This window comes from Amycolatopsis sp. NPDC004079 (assembly GCF_040610415.1).
GTDB classification, from domain to species: domain Bacteria; phylum Actinomycetota; class Actinomycetes; order Mycobacteriales; family Pseudonocardiaceae; genus Amycolatopsis; species Amycolatopsis halotolerans.
Map to the genome: position 1 here is coordinate 284,242 of NZ_JBEXMH010000005.1, position 16,856 is coordinate 301,097.

Here is a 16,856-nt window from a genome sequence, read left to right on the forward strand (position 1 = left end):
CCCCTCCCTCGCTCAGGACGTGAGCCCGACGGCCCACGCGTAGACGCCGAACAACTGCAGCAGGATCGGGATCATCGCCACCGCGCTCAGCGTTTCCAGCCAGTTCGCCAGGTGCCCCCAGATCGGCAGCAACCGCCGCGGCGGCGGGCGCAGCATCGCCAGCAGGAGCAGGAAGAACACCAGGCACAGCCCGGCGAGACAGGCGCCTCGCCACGGCGTCGGCAACGGCTGGATCAGCGACAGCCCGAGCAGCACCAGACCGATCGCCCCGGCGGCGGCGAGCGGAACCCGTTGCCACACGCCGAGCAGCGCCCGCGAACGCATCAGCACCGCGGCGGACACCAGCCCGCCGAGGATGGTCGGGAACAGCCCGTGGCCGACCAGGAACGGGAAGCAGCCGACGAAAACGGCCGTGGCGGCAAGGCAGGCGATGGTGAGGTAACCGTCGGCGTACCCGGTCTGGTGCACCATCTGCGCGGCGGGCATCGGTTCGATGTCGTACTGCAGTTCCCCGGCCGAACGCGGCAGCTGCGGCCCGCGGATGCGAGCGAACCGGATGCCGATCCGCGGCGCGAACACCATCAGCCCGACCAGCACGAACGACACCAGTCCGGCCGCCTGCTCGGTGGTGAACCCGGCGCCGAGGTGCAGCCAGAGCGAAAGCGCTCCGGCGAGTCCGGTCGCGACGACCGCGCCGAACGGCACGAACGGGATGGCGTGCGACCACGCCGCCCGTCCTCCGAGCACGAGACCGCCGGCCAGCGCGAACGTCAGGCAGCCGGTCAAAATCGGTGCGCCCTGCAGGTCGAACGCGGGATCGAGTCCGGCCACCGCGACCGCACCGGCGAGGAACGCGAACGCGCAGCCGCCGAGCCCGAGCAACGTCAGCAGCGCCTTGTCGTCGGAACGCACCCCGGTCGCCACGGCCGCGACGAGCAGCCCGAGCGACACCACGCCGCCGCCGACCGCGGTCAGCCCGGCCGAACCCGGGTAGAGCAGCACCTTGGCGAGCACCAGGAGAGAGAAGATCGCGAACCCGAGGAACAGGCCGCGGTTGAACTCCGGACGCCAGCGGCCAGGGTGCCGGCTCACCGCAGTGGCCATGCCGTCCGCGATGTCGTCGAAATCCAGCTCCGGCAACGGATCCGTGCGAGGGCGAAGGTGGAATTCCTCGCCCTCCTTCCAGTCCAGCGACTCCGGCGTGCCCGACGCGTCCAGCGGCTCCTCGCCGAGGCGCTGCAGCACCCAGCCGTCGCCGAGGTCCTCCCGGCTGCCGGTGTGTTCCAGCAGCACCGGCAGCAGGCTGGTCAGCGGGACGGACATCGGCACCGCCAGATCCGCCCGGCCCTGCGGCCCGTACACGGTGATCCGGCACAGTTCGCCGGTCGACGCGGTCATCGCACGCCCCTTTCGGTCGTCGCGAGCGGGGACCAGCCCTCGTCGGCCCGGTCCTCTTCCGCGATCGCGGTCTGCACGAGCTTCACGCCGCGGCGGGTGACGAGCTGCGCGCGGCCGGCGGGCAGCTGGCGCGGGGCCGCCTCGCCGAGGAACTTGCCCTCTTCCTTGGGGTAGGAGAACACCACGCCCGGGCTGCCGAGTTCCCAGATCCGGCGGACCACCGAGTCGCTCAGCGCGCGCATCGCGCCGGACGTGCTGCGGCTGAGGATCAGGTGGAACCCGATGTAGGAACCCTGCGACAGCAACGACAACAGCGGTTCCAGCGGCGAGCCCATGCCGCTGGTCAGCAGCTGGTAGTCGTCCACCACGAAGAACAGCCGGGGGCCGGTCCACCAGTCGCGGCGCTTGAGGCGGTCCGCGGTGATGGTCTGGTCCGGCACGCGCGGGGTCAGCGAAACGCTGGCCTGCTGCGCCAATTCCTGCAACGCCTCGGTGGTGGTCGCGTACCCGACGCGGTATTCCTCGGGCACTTCGACGTCCAGCTGGCGGCTCGGGTCGGCCAGCACGATCTTCGCCTCGCTCGACGAGTAGCGCGCCAGCACTGAACGCAGCACCACCCGCAGCAGGTTGGTCTTGCCGGTTTCGTTGTCGCCGAAGGCAAGCAGGTGCGGAGTGGCCGCGAAGTCGTGCCACACCGGCAGCAGCCGCTGCTCGTCCTGGCCGAGGGCGATCCGCAGGTCGCCGTCCGGCGCGGGAAGCTGCGCCATCGGCAGTTTCGCGGGCAGCAGCCGTACCGACGGAGCCGGTGCGCCCGGCCAGAACAGATGCACCTCTTCGGCGACCGCCTTGGCCGCGGCGGCGAGGTCGTCGGTGTTGCCGCTGCCGTCCATTCGCGGCAGTCCGGCGAGGAAGTGCAGGCCGTCCGGGGTCAGGCCGCGGCCCGGCTGGTTCGGCACCGTTTTCGCTTTGCGCGAGCCGATTTCCGACTCCATCGGATCGCCGAGCCGCAGTTCGAACCGGGTCTGCAGCAGGTCGCGCAGGTAGGGCCGGATCTCCGACCAGCGGGTCGCGCCGATCACCACGTGCACCCCGAAGGACAGGCCGCGCGAGGCCAGCTCGCCGATCTTCTGCTCGAGGTCGCTGTAGTCGTTCTTGAGGCTGTACCAGCCGTCGACCACCAGGAACACGTCGCCGAACGGGTCCTCGATCTGGCCGCTGCGGCGCAACGCGCGGTAGGCGTCCATGGATTCGATGCCGTGCTCGGAGAACAGCGTCTCGCGGCCTTCCATGACCTGCGAGATTTCCTCGATGGTCCGGACGACCCGGTCGCGCTCGAGCCGGGTGGCGACCGAACCGACGTGCGGCAGCCCGGACAGCGACATGATCCCGCCGCCGCCGAAGTCCAGCCCGTAGAACTGGACCTCCTGCGGGGTGTGCGTCATCGCCAGCGCCAGCACGAGCGTGCGCAGCAGCGTCGACTTGCCGGTCTTCGGCCCGCCGACCACCGCGACGTGCCCGGCCGCCGACGACAGGTCCGCCGTCAGCAGTTCGCGGACCTGCTCGAACGGCCGGTCGATCATCCCCATCGGCACCCGGAGCCTGCCCCAGTGCGCCGGGTCGGCCACCGCCATCCCACGCACCGGGTCCGGCGTGACGCTCGGCAGCAGCGAATCGAGGCTCGGCGATTCGGCCAGCGGCGGCAGCCACACCTGACGGGCCGCCGGGCCCGCGCCGGTCAGCCTGTCGATGAACGCGTCGGCGAGTGTTGGCCCGCCGGGCACGGCTGCTTCCAGAGCGTCCACATCGGACTGTTTCTCGGCCGGTTCCGGCTCGTCGTCGCGGATGATCAGCTTGGCGGGCCGGGCTTCGGTGCGGAACGGGACGACCTCGCGGCTGGCCCGTGCCGCGGCGACCGCGGAGTTCTCGCCGTTGCCCGCAGGCACTGGACCGGAGACGTAAGCGGCCTTGAACCGCACCAGGTTCGTGGTGTCGATCTTCAGGTAACCGTTGCCTGGTTCCGGCGGCAGCTCGTATGCGCTGCCTGCGCCGATCACGCTGCGAGACTCCATCGAGGAGAAGGTGCGCAGCGCGATCCGGTACGACAGGTGACCCTCGACGCGGTGGATGCGGCCCTCGTCCAGCCGCTGCGACGCGAGCAGCAGGTGTACGCCGAGGCTGCGGCCCAGCCGTCCGACGGAGACAAACAGCTCCATGAACTCCGGCTTGGCGCTCAGCAGTTCGGAGAACTCGTCGACCACCAGGAACAGCGTCGGCATCGGGGCCAGCTGTTCGCCGGCCGCGCGGGCCTTTTCGTATTCGTACAGCGACGGGTAGCCGCTCGCGCGCAGTTGTTCCTGGCGGCGCACCATCTCGCCGTTGAGCGAGTCCTGCATGCGGTCGACCAGCGGCAGTTCGTCGGCGAGGTTGGTGATGGTCGCCGAGGTGTGCGGCAGCCGGTCCATCCCGAGGAACGTCGCGCCGCCCTTGAAGTCGACGAGCACGAAGTTGAGGATCTCGGACGAATGCGTCGCGGCCAGCCCGAGCACGAGCGTGCGCAGCAGCTCCGACTTGCCGGACCCGGTCGCGCCGATCAGCATCCCGTGCGGGCCCATGCCGCCCTGCGCGGATTCCTTCAGGTCCAGTTCGACGATCTCGCCGTCCTCGGTCACGCCGATCGGCACCGACATCCGAGCGCGCTGAGCTGCCCTCGGCCGCCACTGGCCCGGGATGTCGAAGGTGTGCACGTCCTTGATGCCGAGCAGCGCGGTCAGTCCGAAGTCGCTTTCCAGCGGCTGGTCGGCGATCTCCAGGGTGCCGCTGGTCCGTTTCGGCGCGAGCAGCCGGGCGAGGCCTTCCACCTGGGTCACCGACAGCTCGTCGCGGGTCGCGGAACCCACTCCGCTGCCCGCCGGGAACTCGACCAGACCGTCCTTTGTGGTCAGTCGCAGCACCTTGGGGCCGCCGGGGAGCGCGCCGGTGACGTCCAGCAGGACGACGTTGCGCAGGCCCGCGCCGACCAGCCGCGAGGATTCCGGGATCGCCGCCAGATGCGCGACGACCACCACGAACGGCTCCGTCGTCGTCGGCCCGACGGTCTTGTCGTGGTCGTCGCGATCGGCCACGTCCGGGCCGAGGAGGTCCATCAGCTCGTCGTGGTCGGCGGCGAGCAGCCGGAGCGGGCCGGCGGCGTCGCGGAGCGTCGGGTGGTTGTTGTGCGGCAACCACTTCACCCAGTCCCACTGCGCCTGCGCGGCTTCGGTGGTGAGCACCGCGAGCCGCAGTTCGTCCGGCGAATGGAAGGCGACCAGTTGCGCGAGCATCGCCCGGACCAGCCCGACGGCCGCTTCCGGATCTCCGTCGAACTCGACGCTGGTGAAGCTCCGCAGTCCCACCGCGGTCGGGATGCCGGACAGCGTGCGGTAGGTCTCGGTGAACCGGCGCAGCGAGATCGCCGACAGCGGTTCGAGGTCCTCGATCGGCTTGGTCACCGGCGGCACCAGCTCCAATGCCGACTGCTGCGTGCCCAGCCCGATCCGCACCCGCGCGAAGTCCTCGTGGCTGATCCGGCGTTCCCACAGCCGCGGGCCCATCGCCAGCGACCACAGCGAATCCGGGGACGGGTTGTTCCAGGCCACCGCGTGCCGCTGGTCCTCAGCGGTCGAACGGGCCCGCTCGCGGACCTGGCCGATGTAGCGCAGATAGTCCCGCCGCTCGGCCTGCATCTTGCGCTTGCGCTCGGCGGCGGCGCGGGAGAGCTGTCCGAGGCTCATCGCGATCATCGACACGCCCATGCCGCCGCCGATCACGTAGGTGAACGGCGAACTGCCCGCGACGCCCGAGAACGCCAGCACCATCACCAGCGACCCGATGGCCATCGGCAGCATCATCAGCAGCGAGTTGAAATCGCGCGCCGCCGGTTCCGCCATGACGGGCGGTTCTTGCAGTTCTTCCTGGCCCTCGGGCATTTCCGGGCCCGCGGCGCGCGGGCCGCGCTTGACGGTTTCCGTGCTCATTCGAGCACCCCCGGGGAGCTGCGGTGTGCTGGCTTGCCCCAGGCCGCGTCGTCCTGCCGGAGCAGGTCGGCCATGGTGCGTTCCTCTTCTTCCTCGGTCTCTTCTTCGGCGGTGTCCGCTTCGGGCTCCTCGGGTTCCGGCGCGTCGCCGCAGGTGGGCAACTCGTCGGGGACGACCTCGGCCGGACCGCCGCGGACCCGCTGGTAGGTGCCGAGCGCGGGTTCCTCGTCGGCTTGGTTCGGCCGCCACGGCTCGTCGGTGCGCTGCAGGAAATCGGTGGTGATTTCCGCGGGACGGTCTTCTGCCGGTGTGGTGACCGGCAGCAGACCGGGGAGGAATTCGGCGGTGCCCACGTCCCAGGCCGAGGTGTCCTCGTGGTCGAGGGGTTGCACGACTGCGATGCGGACGAGGTCGTTGTCGTTGCTCGTGGCGGCCCAGCCGGTGTTGGCGGGTGCGTCCACAGTGGCCGAAGAGACCCAGGGTTGCTGGACTTCGGTGAGCAGCTCGGCGGAGTCCGGTCGTTCGGGCGTGCTCGTCCCGTTGCTGACTGGGGGGACGATCGGGATGCCAGCGCCGGTCGCCCAGCCTGCTGAGGTGCTTGGCGGGGTTTCGCCTTGTGCGCTGGGGTCTCCGATGCCCGACGGTGCGCTTGCCGCCCAGGGTTGCTGGACGTCGCCGAGCAGTCCGGCCGAGTCGGGTCGTTCGGCGGGCGTCCCGTTGCCGGTGTTGCCCGGCGGGACCATCGGCATGCCAGGTGCCGGAGGAGCCCAGCCAGCGGATTCGTTCGGTGGCGTCTCCCCGGACGTGCTCGGGTCGCCGACGCCGCCAGGCAGATCGGCCGTCCATGGCTCCTGGACGTTGCCGAGCAGCCCGGAGGAGTCGGGTCGTTCGGCGGCGGGCGTGTTCATGCCGCTGCCGCCGCCCATGCCGCCCGGCGGGACCATTGGCGGGGTTCCCGAAGCTGGGAGTTGTTGCTGCTCGTGGTTGGCGACGGGGTCGGGCAGCTTCGGCAGGTCGCTTTCCCCGCGGCCCTTCATACCCGGGTCGATCGGCTCACTGCCCGGGCCGCCGATGCCGTTGCCGCTGACTCCGGGGCCGCTCGCGCCGTCGCCGGTTCCGCCGTCCGCGCCGGGCGGCGGGGCCCACTTGGCCGAGTGCAGCGGTGGTGTGTCGCCGTGGGCGTCGGGGTTGCCGATGCCGTCGGGCGGTGCGCTCAGCCATGGCTCCTGGACGTTGCCGAGGAGTCCGGAGGAGTCGGGTCGTTCGGCGGCGGGCGTGTTCATGCCGCTGCCGCCGCCCATGCCGCCCGGCGGGACCATCGGTGGCGTTCCCGAGGCCGGGAGTTGTTGCTGCTCGTGGTTGGCGACAGGGTCGGGAAGCTTGGGCAGGTCGCTCTCGCCGAGCCCCTTCACCCCAGGGCCGACCGGCTCACCTACGCCGTTGCCGCTCGCGCCGTCGCCGGTCCCGCCGTTCGCGCTGGGCGGCGGGGCCCACTTGGCCGAGTGCAGCGGTGGCGTGTCGCCGTGGGCGTCGGGGTTGCCGATGCCGTCGGGCGGAGGGCTGATCCACGGCTTTTTGATGCTGCCGAGCAGCCCGGAGGAATCCGGACGCTCCGCGGCGGGCGTGTTCATTCCGCTGCCGCCGCCCATCCCGCCCGGCGGCACCATCGGCGGAGTCCCGCCACCGGGAACCTGCTCGTGGTTCCCGACCGGATTCGGCACCTTCGGCAGATCGCTTTCGCCGAGGCCCTTGATCGCGCCCGGACCGCTGTCGCCCGGCCCGCCGACGCTGTTGCCGCTCGCGCCGTCGCCGGTCCCGCCGCTCGCGCCGGGCGGCGGAGCCCACTTGGCCGAGCTGAGCGGGGGAGTTTCGCCGTGCGAATCGGGGTTGCCGATGCCGTCCGGCGGAGGACTGATCCACGGCTTCTTGATGTTGCCGAGCAACCCGGACGAATCCGGACGCTCCGCGGACGGCGGGTTCAGCCCGCCACCGCCGCCCATGCCTCCCGGCGGCATCATCGGGATGCCGCTGCCGCCCGGGTTCTGGTTGCCCGGCGGGTTGCTGAGGCCCGGCGGCAGGTGCGCCGGGTTGAGCGCGTTGTTCGCCAGGTTGCCGCCGGAATCTCCCGGAGGCGGCGGGATCGACGCGGGATTCACGTGCCCGGACCCGCCCGAGCTTCCCGGCGGGGCGGGGATCGACGGCGGGTTGACGTGCCCGCCCAGGTTGTTGCCGGAAGCCCCGGGCGGGGGCGGGATGGACGGAGACTTGAGGTTGTTCCCTCCCGAAACGTCGCCCGGCGGCGGTGAGACCTTCGGCGGCTTCACGCTGCCGGAATCGCCCGGCGGCGCGGGAATCGACGGCGGTTTGACCTCCGAACCCGGCGGCTTCTGCGGGTTCGGCGACTTGTTCCCGCCAACCCCGTTAGGCGGCGGCGGAATGGAAGCAGCGGTGATCGGAGGCGGCGTGCCGTTGCCCCCGGGACCCTTGAGGTCGCCCGGCGGCGGTGACACGAGGGCGTTCTTCAACGGCGGCGGCACATTGCTCCCGCCAGGGCCGCCCGGACCGTTGGGACCGTTGACCCCGTTGGGAGGCGGCGGAATCGCGGCCTTGTTCACCGGCGGAGGAGCACCGTTGCCGCCACCCGGAGGCGGTGACACGGGCGGCGGTTTCGGAGTAGGAGGCGGCTGCGTCACCGGTGGCGGCGGCGGAGAAGTGGGCGGCGGCGGGGGAGGAGTCACCGGCGGCGGAGGTGGCGGAGGCGTGGGCGGCGGGGGAGGAGTCGGCGGGGGCGGAGGAGGCTTGGGCGTGTTGCCGTCGCCGCCACCAGGAGTCGGCGGCGGGGTCGTCTTGCCCGCGTTGACGTGCACGGTGTTGTACTTCTGCGCGAGCTGCCCGCCGACCTTGCGCATGTCGTTGGTCATCATCTCGACGGCCTCGGGGAACTGCGAGATGTACGCGCGCCCGTCGCTGAGGTGGTATTTGCTGCCCTGGGCGAGGACCTGGCTGGCGTAATAGCTGTCGATGTAGCGGATCGTGTCCTGCGCCCACTTGAGGTACGCCGCGGAATTGACGAGGTTGTTCGGCACGTTGTTCGACCCGCCGCCGTCGCCGATCCGGTCCGCCAGATCGGAGAACTTGTTGCCCAGCGCGGTCATCATGTCCTTGAACTTCGTCGCGGCGTCGCCCTTCCACGGACCGTCCGGTCCGGCGAGGGCGGCGGTCTGGTCCTGAATGGACTGAGCGACCATCGCGAGGTTCTGCTGCGTCTCCTGAAACACCCCGGCCGCGTCCTGAAGCGACTGCCAGTTGACGTTGCCGTAGGCCTTGTCCCGGTTGTCCTGGCCGCCCGACAGCGAACCGCCGCCGAGGATCGCCGCTTCGATCTGCTTCCACGTCAGGCCGTCGAAATCCTTCGACGGGTCACCGGTGCTGTTCTGGTTGCCGGTCTGCGTGGTGTCCGGCCAGACCCCGTTGTCGTCCGAGGTGAACCCGTGGGTGTTGTTGTCGTCCGCCATCTTCCCTCGATCGCTTCGAACCTGAGAGACCCCGGCGAGAACCGGGAAAGACCGCCGCCCGTCCGGTCAGGGTTTCTGACCGGCGCCGGTGATGTGGCCGCTGACTGTGTTGAAGTACTGGTTGTAGTCGTCGGCCGACATCTTGTTGACCTCGTCGGCGTTGTCGTACGCCTTCGAGGCCTTGTTCACCGCGTCCGCCACCTCGTCGAGCGCTTTGCAGAGGTCGTGGATCGCGGTGCGGGTGGTGTCCCGCAGCGAGTTCGCGCCCTGGATCGGCGTGAAGATCTTGTTCTGCGCCGTCAGGAACACGCCGGGCTTGAGCTGGACCCCGTCGAGCTTCGTCGGCAGGTCCTTCAGCGGCCCGTCCGCGAGCGACTGCAGGTTCTTCGCGAACGTGCGCATCGCCTCGGTGTTGACCGCGGTGACGCCCTTGCCCGGATGCTCGGAACCGCCCGGCACCGGCGGCGGCTTGCCGACGTCGCCCGGCGGGATCCACTCGTTCTTCACGTCCGGCGGAGCCTGGTCGCCCGGGCTGTGGAACTTGCCGTCGTCCGACGTCGTCTGATGCTTGTTCGACGTGTCGTTGTGCATTCCGTAATCGGTGTCGCCCAACGAAACCATGGCCGGTCACCCTCCTTTCAGGTCAGTTGCGCCCGCGACGGCGGCGTCAGTTCGAGGCGAACCGCTTCGCGTTGTTGCCCTCGGTGTTCGAGGTGCCCTCGTTGATCTGGCCGAGGGTCTGCGCGGCGGCGTCGAGCGCCTGCGGCAGCGTGAGCGCCGCCTGGTGGCAGTAGTTGTAGGTCTCGTGGAACATGTCCGCCGCGACACCGGTCCAGTTTTCGCGCTGGCCCTCGATGACCGCCTTCATCTGGTCCAGCAGCTCGGTGATCTGGTTCGACTGCTGCTTCGCCTGCCCGACGGTGTCCTGCATGGTCGCGAAGCTGATCTGGAACTGGCCCAAAGCCATGGGAAGCGTCCTTTCGTGGGAAGGAGGGGGATCAGAAGCCCTGCAGGCCGCCGCCGCCGATGACCGTGGCGGCGTTGTTGGCGGTGGAGGTGTTGTCCGAGTCCCGGCTGTCGTACTCGCTCGCCGAGGTCTGCACGTTCTGCGAAAGCTCGTCCAGCTTCTGCACGATCTTGCGGACCGTCTGGTCGAACTGGCCCATGGCCTGGTTGAACACGTTCGCCGAGTCCGAGCGCCAGGTGCCGAACAGCGTCTGCATGGTGCCGTCGACCTTCTGGTTCACCCCGGTGATGTTCTGCCCGGTGTCGCTGATCGTCTGCGCGCCCTTGCGCATGACGCTGGTGTCGACGCGGGCGCCGTCCTGCGAAGCCATGCTTTCTCCTCTGGTCGGGTTCTCCGGATATGACGGACTGGCATGCCAGACCGCCGACGTCGCCGCGGATGCCCTTCGTTCGGCCGATACGACAGAGCACGGGGGAGACTGCGGACTTACGGTAAGCGCCGGTCTACGGGTTGTCGCCGCGTTGTTCCCTTCTGAACACCGGCGCGCGGACGGCGGGGCAAGCGGCTCCTCCACCTGGGGGGCGCTGAGCTGCGGCAACGCCTTCCGTGCGATCCGGTTACGCACGAGTGCCCGTTCAGGCAGCGCTGGTGCCCTGGTTCGCGGTTCGCGCTCATGCGAGCGGAAGTCGGGAATGGACTTGCGGAGTCTGTTGTGGACAGACAGCTGTCCGTGAGGGGAACCCTGCGGGACTCAGAGTCCCGGAGGGTTCCCCTCACGGACTTGGCTCAGTACTTGAGCGTGAAGGCGAAGTCGCCGGAGAGCTTGCCGCTCAGCCGGACTCCCGACACGACCTTCCCGCCGGAGAGCAGCCGTTCGACCTCGGCCCGGGCGAGCCCGCAGCCCTCGGCGATCAGCCGTACCGGCCGGACCGGGATCCGGGCCGCGAAACCGACCGAGACGTCGATCGCGTCCTGGTCCAAGTGGTCCGAACCACCGGTGTCGAGCCGCCAGGCGCCGTCCCAGTCGAGCGCGACGCGGTTGCGCCGCAGCAGGACCGGGTCCTGGAGGAGCTCGGCGGCGAGGCCGGGATCGTTGTGGTGCAAGCGGTCCAGCAGTTCCGGCCGGACCGTGCGCACCCTCGCCCGTTCGAACACGGTGAGTTTCGCCGTTTCCCCGCAGCCGGTACAGAGCACGAGGAGCCAGGCGTCGATGAGTTTGTGATGGGCGTTGACCCGGAACTTGCCGCCGGTCCGGAAGCGTCCGGACGCGCACGTGTGGCAGCGCCGCCGGACGAGCGGCAGGCAAGTGGGCAGGACTGTCCAGTTGTAGAGCACAGGAGTACACCGATTTCCAGTGAGAATTCCGCAGCACGAAGAAGCGCGGCGCACAACGCGGCGCGCGACGGGATCAGAGCTTGGGATGCCTCACGCGAGGTACAACGGCACGTCCTTGCCTGGCCGACACTGGTCGGGCGACAGTAGCCGCGGGCGCGGGCGCGGCTCCACTGGATTTCCGGCTGAGCGCCGCGGGTCAGGCGTTGAGATAGGCGAGCACGGCCCGCACCCGCCGGTGGTCGCCGGTGCCCGCGGACAGCCCCAGCCGGGCGAAGATGTTGCCCACGTGCTTGTTCACCGACGTTTCCGCGATGAACAGCTTCCCGGCGATCGCGCCGTTGCCGTGGCCCTCGGCCATCAGCGCGAGCACCTCGCGCTCGCGGGGGCTGAGCACGTCGAGCGCGTCTGCGGCTCGCCGGCGCGCCATCAGCTGCGAGACGACCTCCGGGTCCATCACCGTGCCGCCGGCGGCCACCCGGTCCATGGCGTCGCGGAATTCCTCGATCCGCCCGACCCGGTCCTTCAGCAGGTAGCCGACCCCGGACGCGCCGCCGGCCAGCAGTTCGGCCGCGTAGGCGTGCTCGACGTACTGCGACAGCATCAGCACCGGCAGGCCCGGAATCTCCGCGCGCGCCGCCGCGGCCGCCCGCAGCCCCTCGTCGGTGAAGCCCGGCGGGAGCCGGACGTCCAGGACGGCGAGGTCGGGCCGGTGCTCCAGCAACGCGGGCAGCACGTCCGGCCCGCGCTCCAGCACGGCGCACACCTCGTGGCCGACCGTGGACAGCATCAACGCCAGGCCTTCCCGGATGAAGGCGTTGTCGTCGGCGATCACGACACGCACGGCAGCTCCGCCCGCAGCACCGTCGGGCCGCCTTCGGGGCTGCTCAGCTCGAAGCTGCCGTCGAAGGCCGCGACCCGGCGCCGGATCCCGGCCAGCCCGGTGCCGAAGTTCTCCGCGGCGCCGCCCTTCCCGTTGTCCCGCACAGTGATCCCGATCCTTTCCCGGTCGAGCGCGAGCGTAATCCACGCCCGGTCGGCCCCGCTGTGCTTGGCGATGTTCGTCAGCGCCTCGGCGACCGCGAAGTAGGCCGCCGCCTCCACCGCGGCCGGGGCCTGCCCGGAGCCGGAGACGTCGACCCCGACCGGGATCGCACTGCTCGACGCAAGCGCTTGCACCGCGCCGACCAGGCCGCGGTCGGTCAGCAGCGGCGGATAGATCCCGCGGACGATCGTGCGCAGCGACGCCAGCGAATGCTCGGTCAGCTCCTGCGCGTCGTCGACCAGCCTGAGCGCGCTGTCCGGCTGATTCTCGAGGGCGTGCTTGATCAACCCGAGCCGGAGCGAGATCGCGACGAGCCCGGCCTGGGTGCCGTCGTGCAGGTCCCGTTCGATCCGCCGCAGCTCGGCCCCGTGCGCTTCGAGGGCTTCGGCGCGGGTGACAGTCAGCTCTTCGATCCGGCGGGTCTGCTTGCTGCCGCGCGGCGGGCGCAGCAACGCCCGGGCGAGCATCGCGTGCCCGCGGGCCAGCAGCGGCACCAGGAGGATCAGCCCAGCGGCGTACCCCAGGCCGATGCCGGTCGCGCCGAAGGCTTCGGCCCAGCTCGTGACCGGTCGGAACGTGAGGTGTGCGGCGGGCGGCAGGACGGTCCACCAGATCGGCGCGGTGCCCCAGCAGAGCGCGCCGGACAGCAGGCTCAGCCCGACGAAACACAGCGGGGTGCCGACGACGGTGGTGGCCGCGAGGAACGCCAGGTCCTTCCAGACCGCCCGGTCCTTGAGCACGCCGAGCGGCGAACCGGGGACCGCGTACTTCTCGGCGACCGGCGTGCCCAGCAGCCGTTCGATCCGGTTCCGTTGCGCGCGGGCGAACCGGCGCAGCAGCGGGACGAGGAGGACCAGCAACGGGAGCCCGATCCCGGCCAGGCTCAGCAGCAGACTGCCCGCGGCCAGCCAGAAGAGCAGCAGGCCGCCGAGACCGATCGCGGCGCCGACGGCGAGGTAGCGGAAGGACGTGCCGAATCCGGCGAGGTGGTCCCGGACGCTGAACCGGTTCGCGCGCACCGGCCCCATCCGACCCCCTCGGAAGATTCGCGGGTGCAGTTTTCTGCACCTGGGATCTGCAGGATACGTGCTGTCCGGCGGGTTCCCGGATCCGTAGCGTCCGGGAAAAGCAAGATCACCGCACCCGGAGGACGAAGTGGCACGCGAGAAACGGCAACGCCTGGCACCGGCCGAGACCGGAGCCCCGCCGGACGACGTGGTCTCGCTGCGCTCGGTGCGCAAGACCTACGGTTCCGGCGCGGGCGAGGTGACCGCGTTGCGCGACCTGACCGTCCGGTTCGGCCGAGGATCGTTCACCGCGGTGATGGGCCCGTCCGGCGCAGGCAAGAGCACCTTCCTGCACTGCGCCGCCGGGCTGGACCGGCCGACGAGCGGAACGGTGCTGCTCGGCGGCACTGATCTCGCCGGGCTGGACGAGACCGCGCTGACCGTGCTCCGCCGCGAGCGGGTCGGGTTCGTCTTCCAGGCTTACAACCTGCTGACGTCGCTGACTGTCGCGGACAACATCTCGCTCCCGGCGCGGATGGCCGGGCTGGTTCCCGACCCGGCCTGGCTGGAGGAGATCGTGCGGCGCGTCGGGCTCGCCGACCGGCTGAACCGGCGTCCGGCGCAGTTGTCCGGCGGCCAGCAGCAGCGGGTGGCGATCGCCCGCGCGCTCGCGCCGCGGCCCGAGGTGGTGTTCGCCGACGAACCGACCGGCGCGCTCGACACCCGGACCGGCCGTCAGGTGCTCGAGCTGTTGCGGCAGCTCGTGGACGAGACGGGCCAGACGGTGATCATGGTGACCCACGACCCGGTGGCTGCGTCCTACGCGCACCGCGTGGTCTTCCTCGCCGACGGCGCGCTCGCCGACGAGATGACCGAGCCGGCCCCGGACCGCGTGGCCGAGCGGATGACCACGCTCGGGGAGTGGTGAGCGATGTTCGAACTCGCGGTCAAAACGTTGCGCGGACGCGCTTCCGGTTTCGCGGGAGCGTTCGTCGCTCTTCTCGGCGCGGCCATGCTGGTCACGGCGTTCGGCATTCTCCTGCAGTCCGGGACGGAAGCCGGGGTGGCGCCGCAGCGGTACGCCGGGGTCCCGGTGGTCGTCGGCGGCCCGAAATCGTTCGAGGTGCGGGAAAACGGCAAGACCAAGTCCAAGCCGCTCAAGGAACCGGCCCCGCTGACGCGCGAGAGCGTGCGGAAGATCGCCGGGACCGACGGCGTCGGGTCAGTGGTGCCGGACGTGAGTTTTCCCGCGGTGCTGGGCGATACGACTGCAACCGGACATCGGTGGTCGAGCGCCCGGCTCGGTCCGTTCGATCTCGTCGACGGTCGCGAACCGCAACGGCCGGGCGAGGTCGTGCTGGACGCCGGACTGGCCAAGGAACCCGGGGCTGTGGTCCGGATCCAGACGACCAAAGCCGCGGCCGACTACCGCGTCGCAGGCGTGGCGAAACTGTCCGGTGTGGACGGAGAACTCCGCACACCCGTCGTGTTTTTCGCTGATACGGAAGCGGAGAGCTTGGCCGGACGCGGCGACCGGGTGGACGCCGTCGGAGTGTTTCCCCGGCCTGGCGTCGATCCTGACGAGCTGGCCGACCGGCTGACCTCGCGGCTGGGCTCCGGTGCGGAGGTGACGACGGGAGACGACCGGAGCCGGATTGAGAACCCCGACGTCGCCTCGGCGCGCGGCGCGCTGCAGGAGATCGCGGGTTCGCTCGGCGGCACCGTGCTGCTGATCGCGATTCTGGTGGTGGCAAGCACTCTCGCGTTGAGCGCCCACCAGCGTCGCCGCGAATTGGCCGTGCTGCGCGCGATCGCGGCGACTCCGCGCCAGATCTGGAAAATGCTGGCGGTGGAAGCCTTGGTGCTGTCGGTCGTGGCGTCGGCGATCGGGTGCCTGCCCGGGATTCTCGCCGCGCAATTGTTGCGCGGCGCGCTCGTCCTGATCGGCGTCGTACCGAGCGATTTCTCTTTCTCTGTCGGTATTCTGCCGATGCTGGTCGCGGTGCTCGCCGGGGTGGCGACGGCACAGATCGCGACGTTCGCGGTGGCGTGGAAAGCCTCGTCGGTACGACCGGTCGAGGCCTTGAGCGACGCCGCAGCCGAGCAGCCAGGAATCAGCGGCGGCCGTCGGACGCTCGGGGTGCTGTTGTTGCTGCTCGGCCTGGCCGCGTCGCTGCTCCCGGTGTTTTTCTCCGGCGTCTTCGCCGTGGCGGGCGCGGGCAGCGGCGGGTTGATCATGATCATTGCGGTCCTGCTGCTGGCACCTCCGGTAGCGGCGTTCGCGACGCGATTGCTGGCCAAGCCGATCACCCGGCGGTTCAAGGAATACGGCTACCTCGCCGCCGCCAACACCCGAGCGAACGCGCGTCGGCTGGCGGCTGGGATCGGACCGCTGGTGCTGGCGATCGGGTTCGCCTGCGTGCAGTTGTTCATTCCCGCCACCCTCGGCGCCGCGGCCGCCGACCAGGCCGACGAGGGGATCACCGCGCAGTACACGCTCACCGGCGAGGCGGGCGGCCTGCCAGCCGACGCCGTCCGGGACGCCGCCGCGTTATCGGGCGTCGAGGCCGCGACCGGCGTGACGCGGGTGCAGGTGTTCGCGTCGACAAAGGTGCTCGATTCGCCGGAGATCTTCGAATTCCCCGCCCAAGGCATCACCGTCGACAACGCTTCCCAGACGATGGATCTTGGTGTCTCGGCAGGAAACCTCGCTGATCTGGCCCCGGGAAAGGTCGCCCTGAGTGCCAGCGCGGCGAGCACCCTCGGCGTCAAAGTCGGCGAGCAGATCAAGCTGAACCTCCCGGACGGCTTCGCCGCGACCCCGGCCGTCGTCGCGATCTACCAGCGGGGCAGGGGATTCGGCGACGTCACCTTGGCGCACGACGACGTCTTCGCACACAGCTCCCGGCAGCTGGACCAGCAGATCCTCGTCCGGGCCCGCCCCGGGACAGATCTGGCGAGCCTGTCCGGGAAATATCCGGGACTGACCGTGTCGGCCAAGGCAGGCCTGTCCGAAGAACAACGCGACGCGGCGACTGCTTCCGTGCTGAGCAGCGCGTTGCCGCTGGTGCTGGTCTTCGCCTACATCGCGCTGGCGGTGGCGAACACGCTGGTGATGACCACGCTGGCCCGGACGCGCGAGTTCGCGCTGCTGCGGCTGGTCGGGATGACGCGGGACCAGGTGCTGAAGGTGCTGCGGATCGAGGCCCTGACGGTGGTGCTGATCGCGGTGGCGGTGGGCTCGGCGGTCCCGCTGATCCCGCTGGCCACTGTGAGCCTCGGTCTCACCGGGTCGCCGATTCCGAGCATCCCGCCGCTGTTGTATTTGGGGATCGTCGCCGCGACCGCGCTGGTGGGCGCCGCGTCGGTGCTGGTGCCCGCGAAGCTCGCGCTGCGTGCCCGGCCGGTGGACGCGATCGGCATGCGCGAGTAGCCAGCCAGCTGACCGTACGTGAGGGGAACCCTGAGGGAATCAGATTCCCTCAGAGGGCGTCTGAGAACTGATGTCACTGGTCTGTGTTGCGGGTGAGTCGTCGGGACATGGTCATGATCATGGCGATGTAGATCATGGCTTCGTGG

The 16,856-nt window shown here is 70.3% G+C and carries 11 protein-coding genes; 2 read left to right on the plus strand and 9 right to left on the minus strand.

The genetic code is table 11. From position 1 onward, the window contains the following. Positions 1-12: 12 nt before the first annotated feature. From eccD to ABZX37_RS08120, 9 genes are all read right to left on the minus strand, one after another. Positions 13-1,398, minus strand: a complete 1,386-nt coding sequence (gene eccD / locus ABZX37_RS08080; RefSeq protein WP_354737173.1) for a type VII secretion integral membrane protein EccD — start codon at positions 1,396-1,398, stop codon at positions 13-15. After that, complete coding sequence (gene eccCa, locus ABZX37_RS08085; RefSeq protein WP_354737175.1) at positions 1,395-5,411, minus strand: type VII secretion protein EccCa; 4,017 nt, start codon at positions 5,409-5,411, stop codon at positions 1,395-1,397. Before eccCa ends, eccD begins: the two co-directional genes overlap by 4 nt. Next, positions 5,408-8,926 (minus strand): hypothetical protein, encoded by a 3,519-nt coding sequence (locus tag ABZX37_RS08090; protein WP_354737177.1) that lies wholly within the window; start codon positions 8,924-8,926, stop codon positions 5,408-5,410. The genes eccCa and ABZX37_RS08090 overlap by 4 nt, the downstream gene beginning before the upstream one ends. A gap of 66 nt (positions 8,927-8,992) precedes the next feature. Beyond that, positions 8,993-9,547 (minus strand): hypothetical protein, encoded by a 555-nt coding sequence (locus ABZX37_RS08095; protein ID WP_354737179.1) that lies wholly within the window; start codon positions 9,545-9,547, stop codon positions 8,993-8,995. A gap of 46 nt (positions 9,548-9,593) precedes the next feature. After that, positions 9,594-9,893 (minus strand): WXG100 family type VII secretion target, encoded by a 300-nt coding sequence (locus ABZX37_RS08100; RefSeq protein WP_116206728.1) that lies wholly within the window; start codon positions 9,891-9,893, stop codon positions 9,594-9,596. Positions 9,894-9,924: 31 nt separating this feature from the next. Further along, positions 9,925-10,263 carry a WXG100 family type VII secretion target gene (locus ABZX37_RS08105; protein WP_344284506.1) on the minus strand — a complete coding sequence of 113 codons (339 nt, stop codon included), beginning with the start codon at positions 10,261-10,263 and terminating at the stop codon, positions 9,925-9,927. A gap of 416 nt (positions 10,264-10,679) precedes the next feature. Next, positions 10,680-11,228 (minus strand): DUF1062 domain-containing protein, encoded by a 549-nt coding sequence (locus tag ABZX37_RS08110; RefSeq protein ID WP_354737181.1) that lies wholly within the window; start codon positions 11,226-11,228, stop codon positions 10,680-10,682. 196 nt (positions 11,229-11,424) lie between these two features. Next, on the minus strand, positions 11,425-12,069 hold the full coding sequence (locus tag ABZX37_RS08115) for a response regulator transcription factor (protein WP_354737183.1): 645 nt from the start codon (positions 12,067-12,069) through the stop codon (positions 11,425-11,427). Next, positions 12,057-13,298, minus strand: a complete 1,242-nt coding sequence (locus ABZX37_RS08120) for a sensor domain-containing protein (RefSeq protein ID WP_354737185.1) — start codon at positions 13,296-13,298, stop codon at positions 12,057-12,059. The genes ABZX37_RS08115 and ABZX37_RS08120 overlap by 13 nt, the downstream gene beginning before the upstream one ends. Before the next feature lie 205 nt (positions 13,299-13,503). Here ABZX37_RS08120 and ABZX37_RS08125 point away from each other — a divergent pair, with 205 nt between their 5' ends. Further along, positions 13,504-14,205 carry an ABC transporter ATP-binding protein gene (locus ABZX37_RS08125; RefSeq protein WP_354737205.1) on the plus strand — a complete coding sequence of 234 codons (702 nt, stop codon included), beginning with the start codon at positions 13,504-13,506 and terminating at the stop codon, positions 14,203-14,205. A 3-nt stretch (positions 14,206-14,208) separates the two neighbouring features. After that, complete coding sequence (locus ABZX37_RS08130) at positions 14,209-16,710, plus strand: ABC transporter permease (protein WP_354737187.1); 2,502 nt, start codon at positions 14,209-14,211, stop codon at positions 16,708-16,710. The last annotated feature ends 146 nt before the right edge of the window (positions 16,711-16,856 follow it).

Excerpts from the sequence above, each read along its gene's own strand:
- eccD (WP_354737173.1), bottom strand. The coding sequence starts at position 1,398 with ATGACCGCGTCGACCGGCGAACTGTGCCGGATCACCGTGTACGGGCCG.
- ABZX37_RS08095 (WP_354737179.1), bottom strand. The coding sequence starts at position 9,547 with ATGGTTTCGTTGGGCGACACCGATTACGGAATGCACAACGACACGTCG.
- ABZX37_RS08100 (WP_116206728.1), bottom strand. The coding sequence starts at position 9,893 with ATGGCTTTGGGCCAGTTCCAGATCAGCTTCGCGACCATGCAGGACACC.
- eccCa (WP_354737175.1), bottom strand. The coding sequence starts at position 5,411 with ATGAGCACGGAAACCGTCAAGCGCGGCCCGCGCGCCGCGGGCCCGGAA.
- ABZX37_RS08120 (WP_354737185.1), bottom strand. The coding sequence starts at position 13,298 with ATGGGGCCGGTGCGCGCGAACCGGTTCAGCGTCCGGGACCACCTCGCC.
- ABZX37_RS08130 (WP_354737187.1), top strand. The coding sequence starts at position 14,209 with ATGTTCGAACTCGCGGTCAAAACGTTGCGCGGACGCGCTTCCGGTTTC.
- ABZX37_RS08090 (WP_354737177.1), bottom strand. The coding sequence starts at position 8,926 with ATGGCGGACGACAACAACACCCACGGGTTCACCTCGGACGACAACGGG.
- ABZX37_RS08105 (WP_344284506.1), bottom strand. The coding sequence starts at position 10,263 with ATGGCTTCGCAGGACGGCGCCCGCGTCGACACCAGCGTCATGCGCAAG.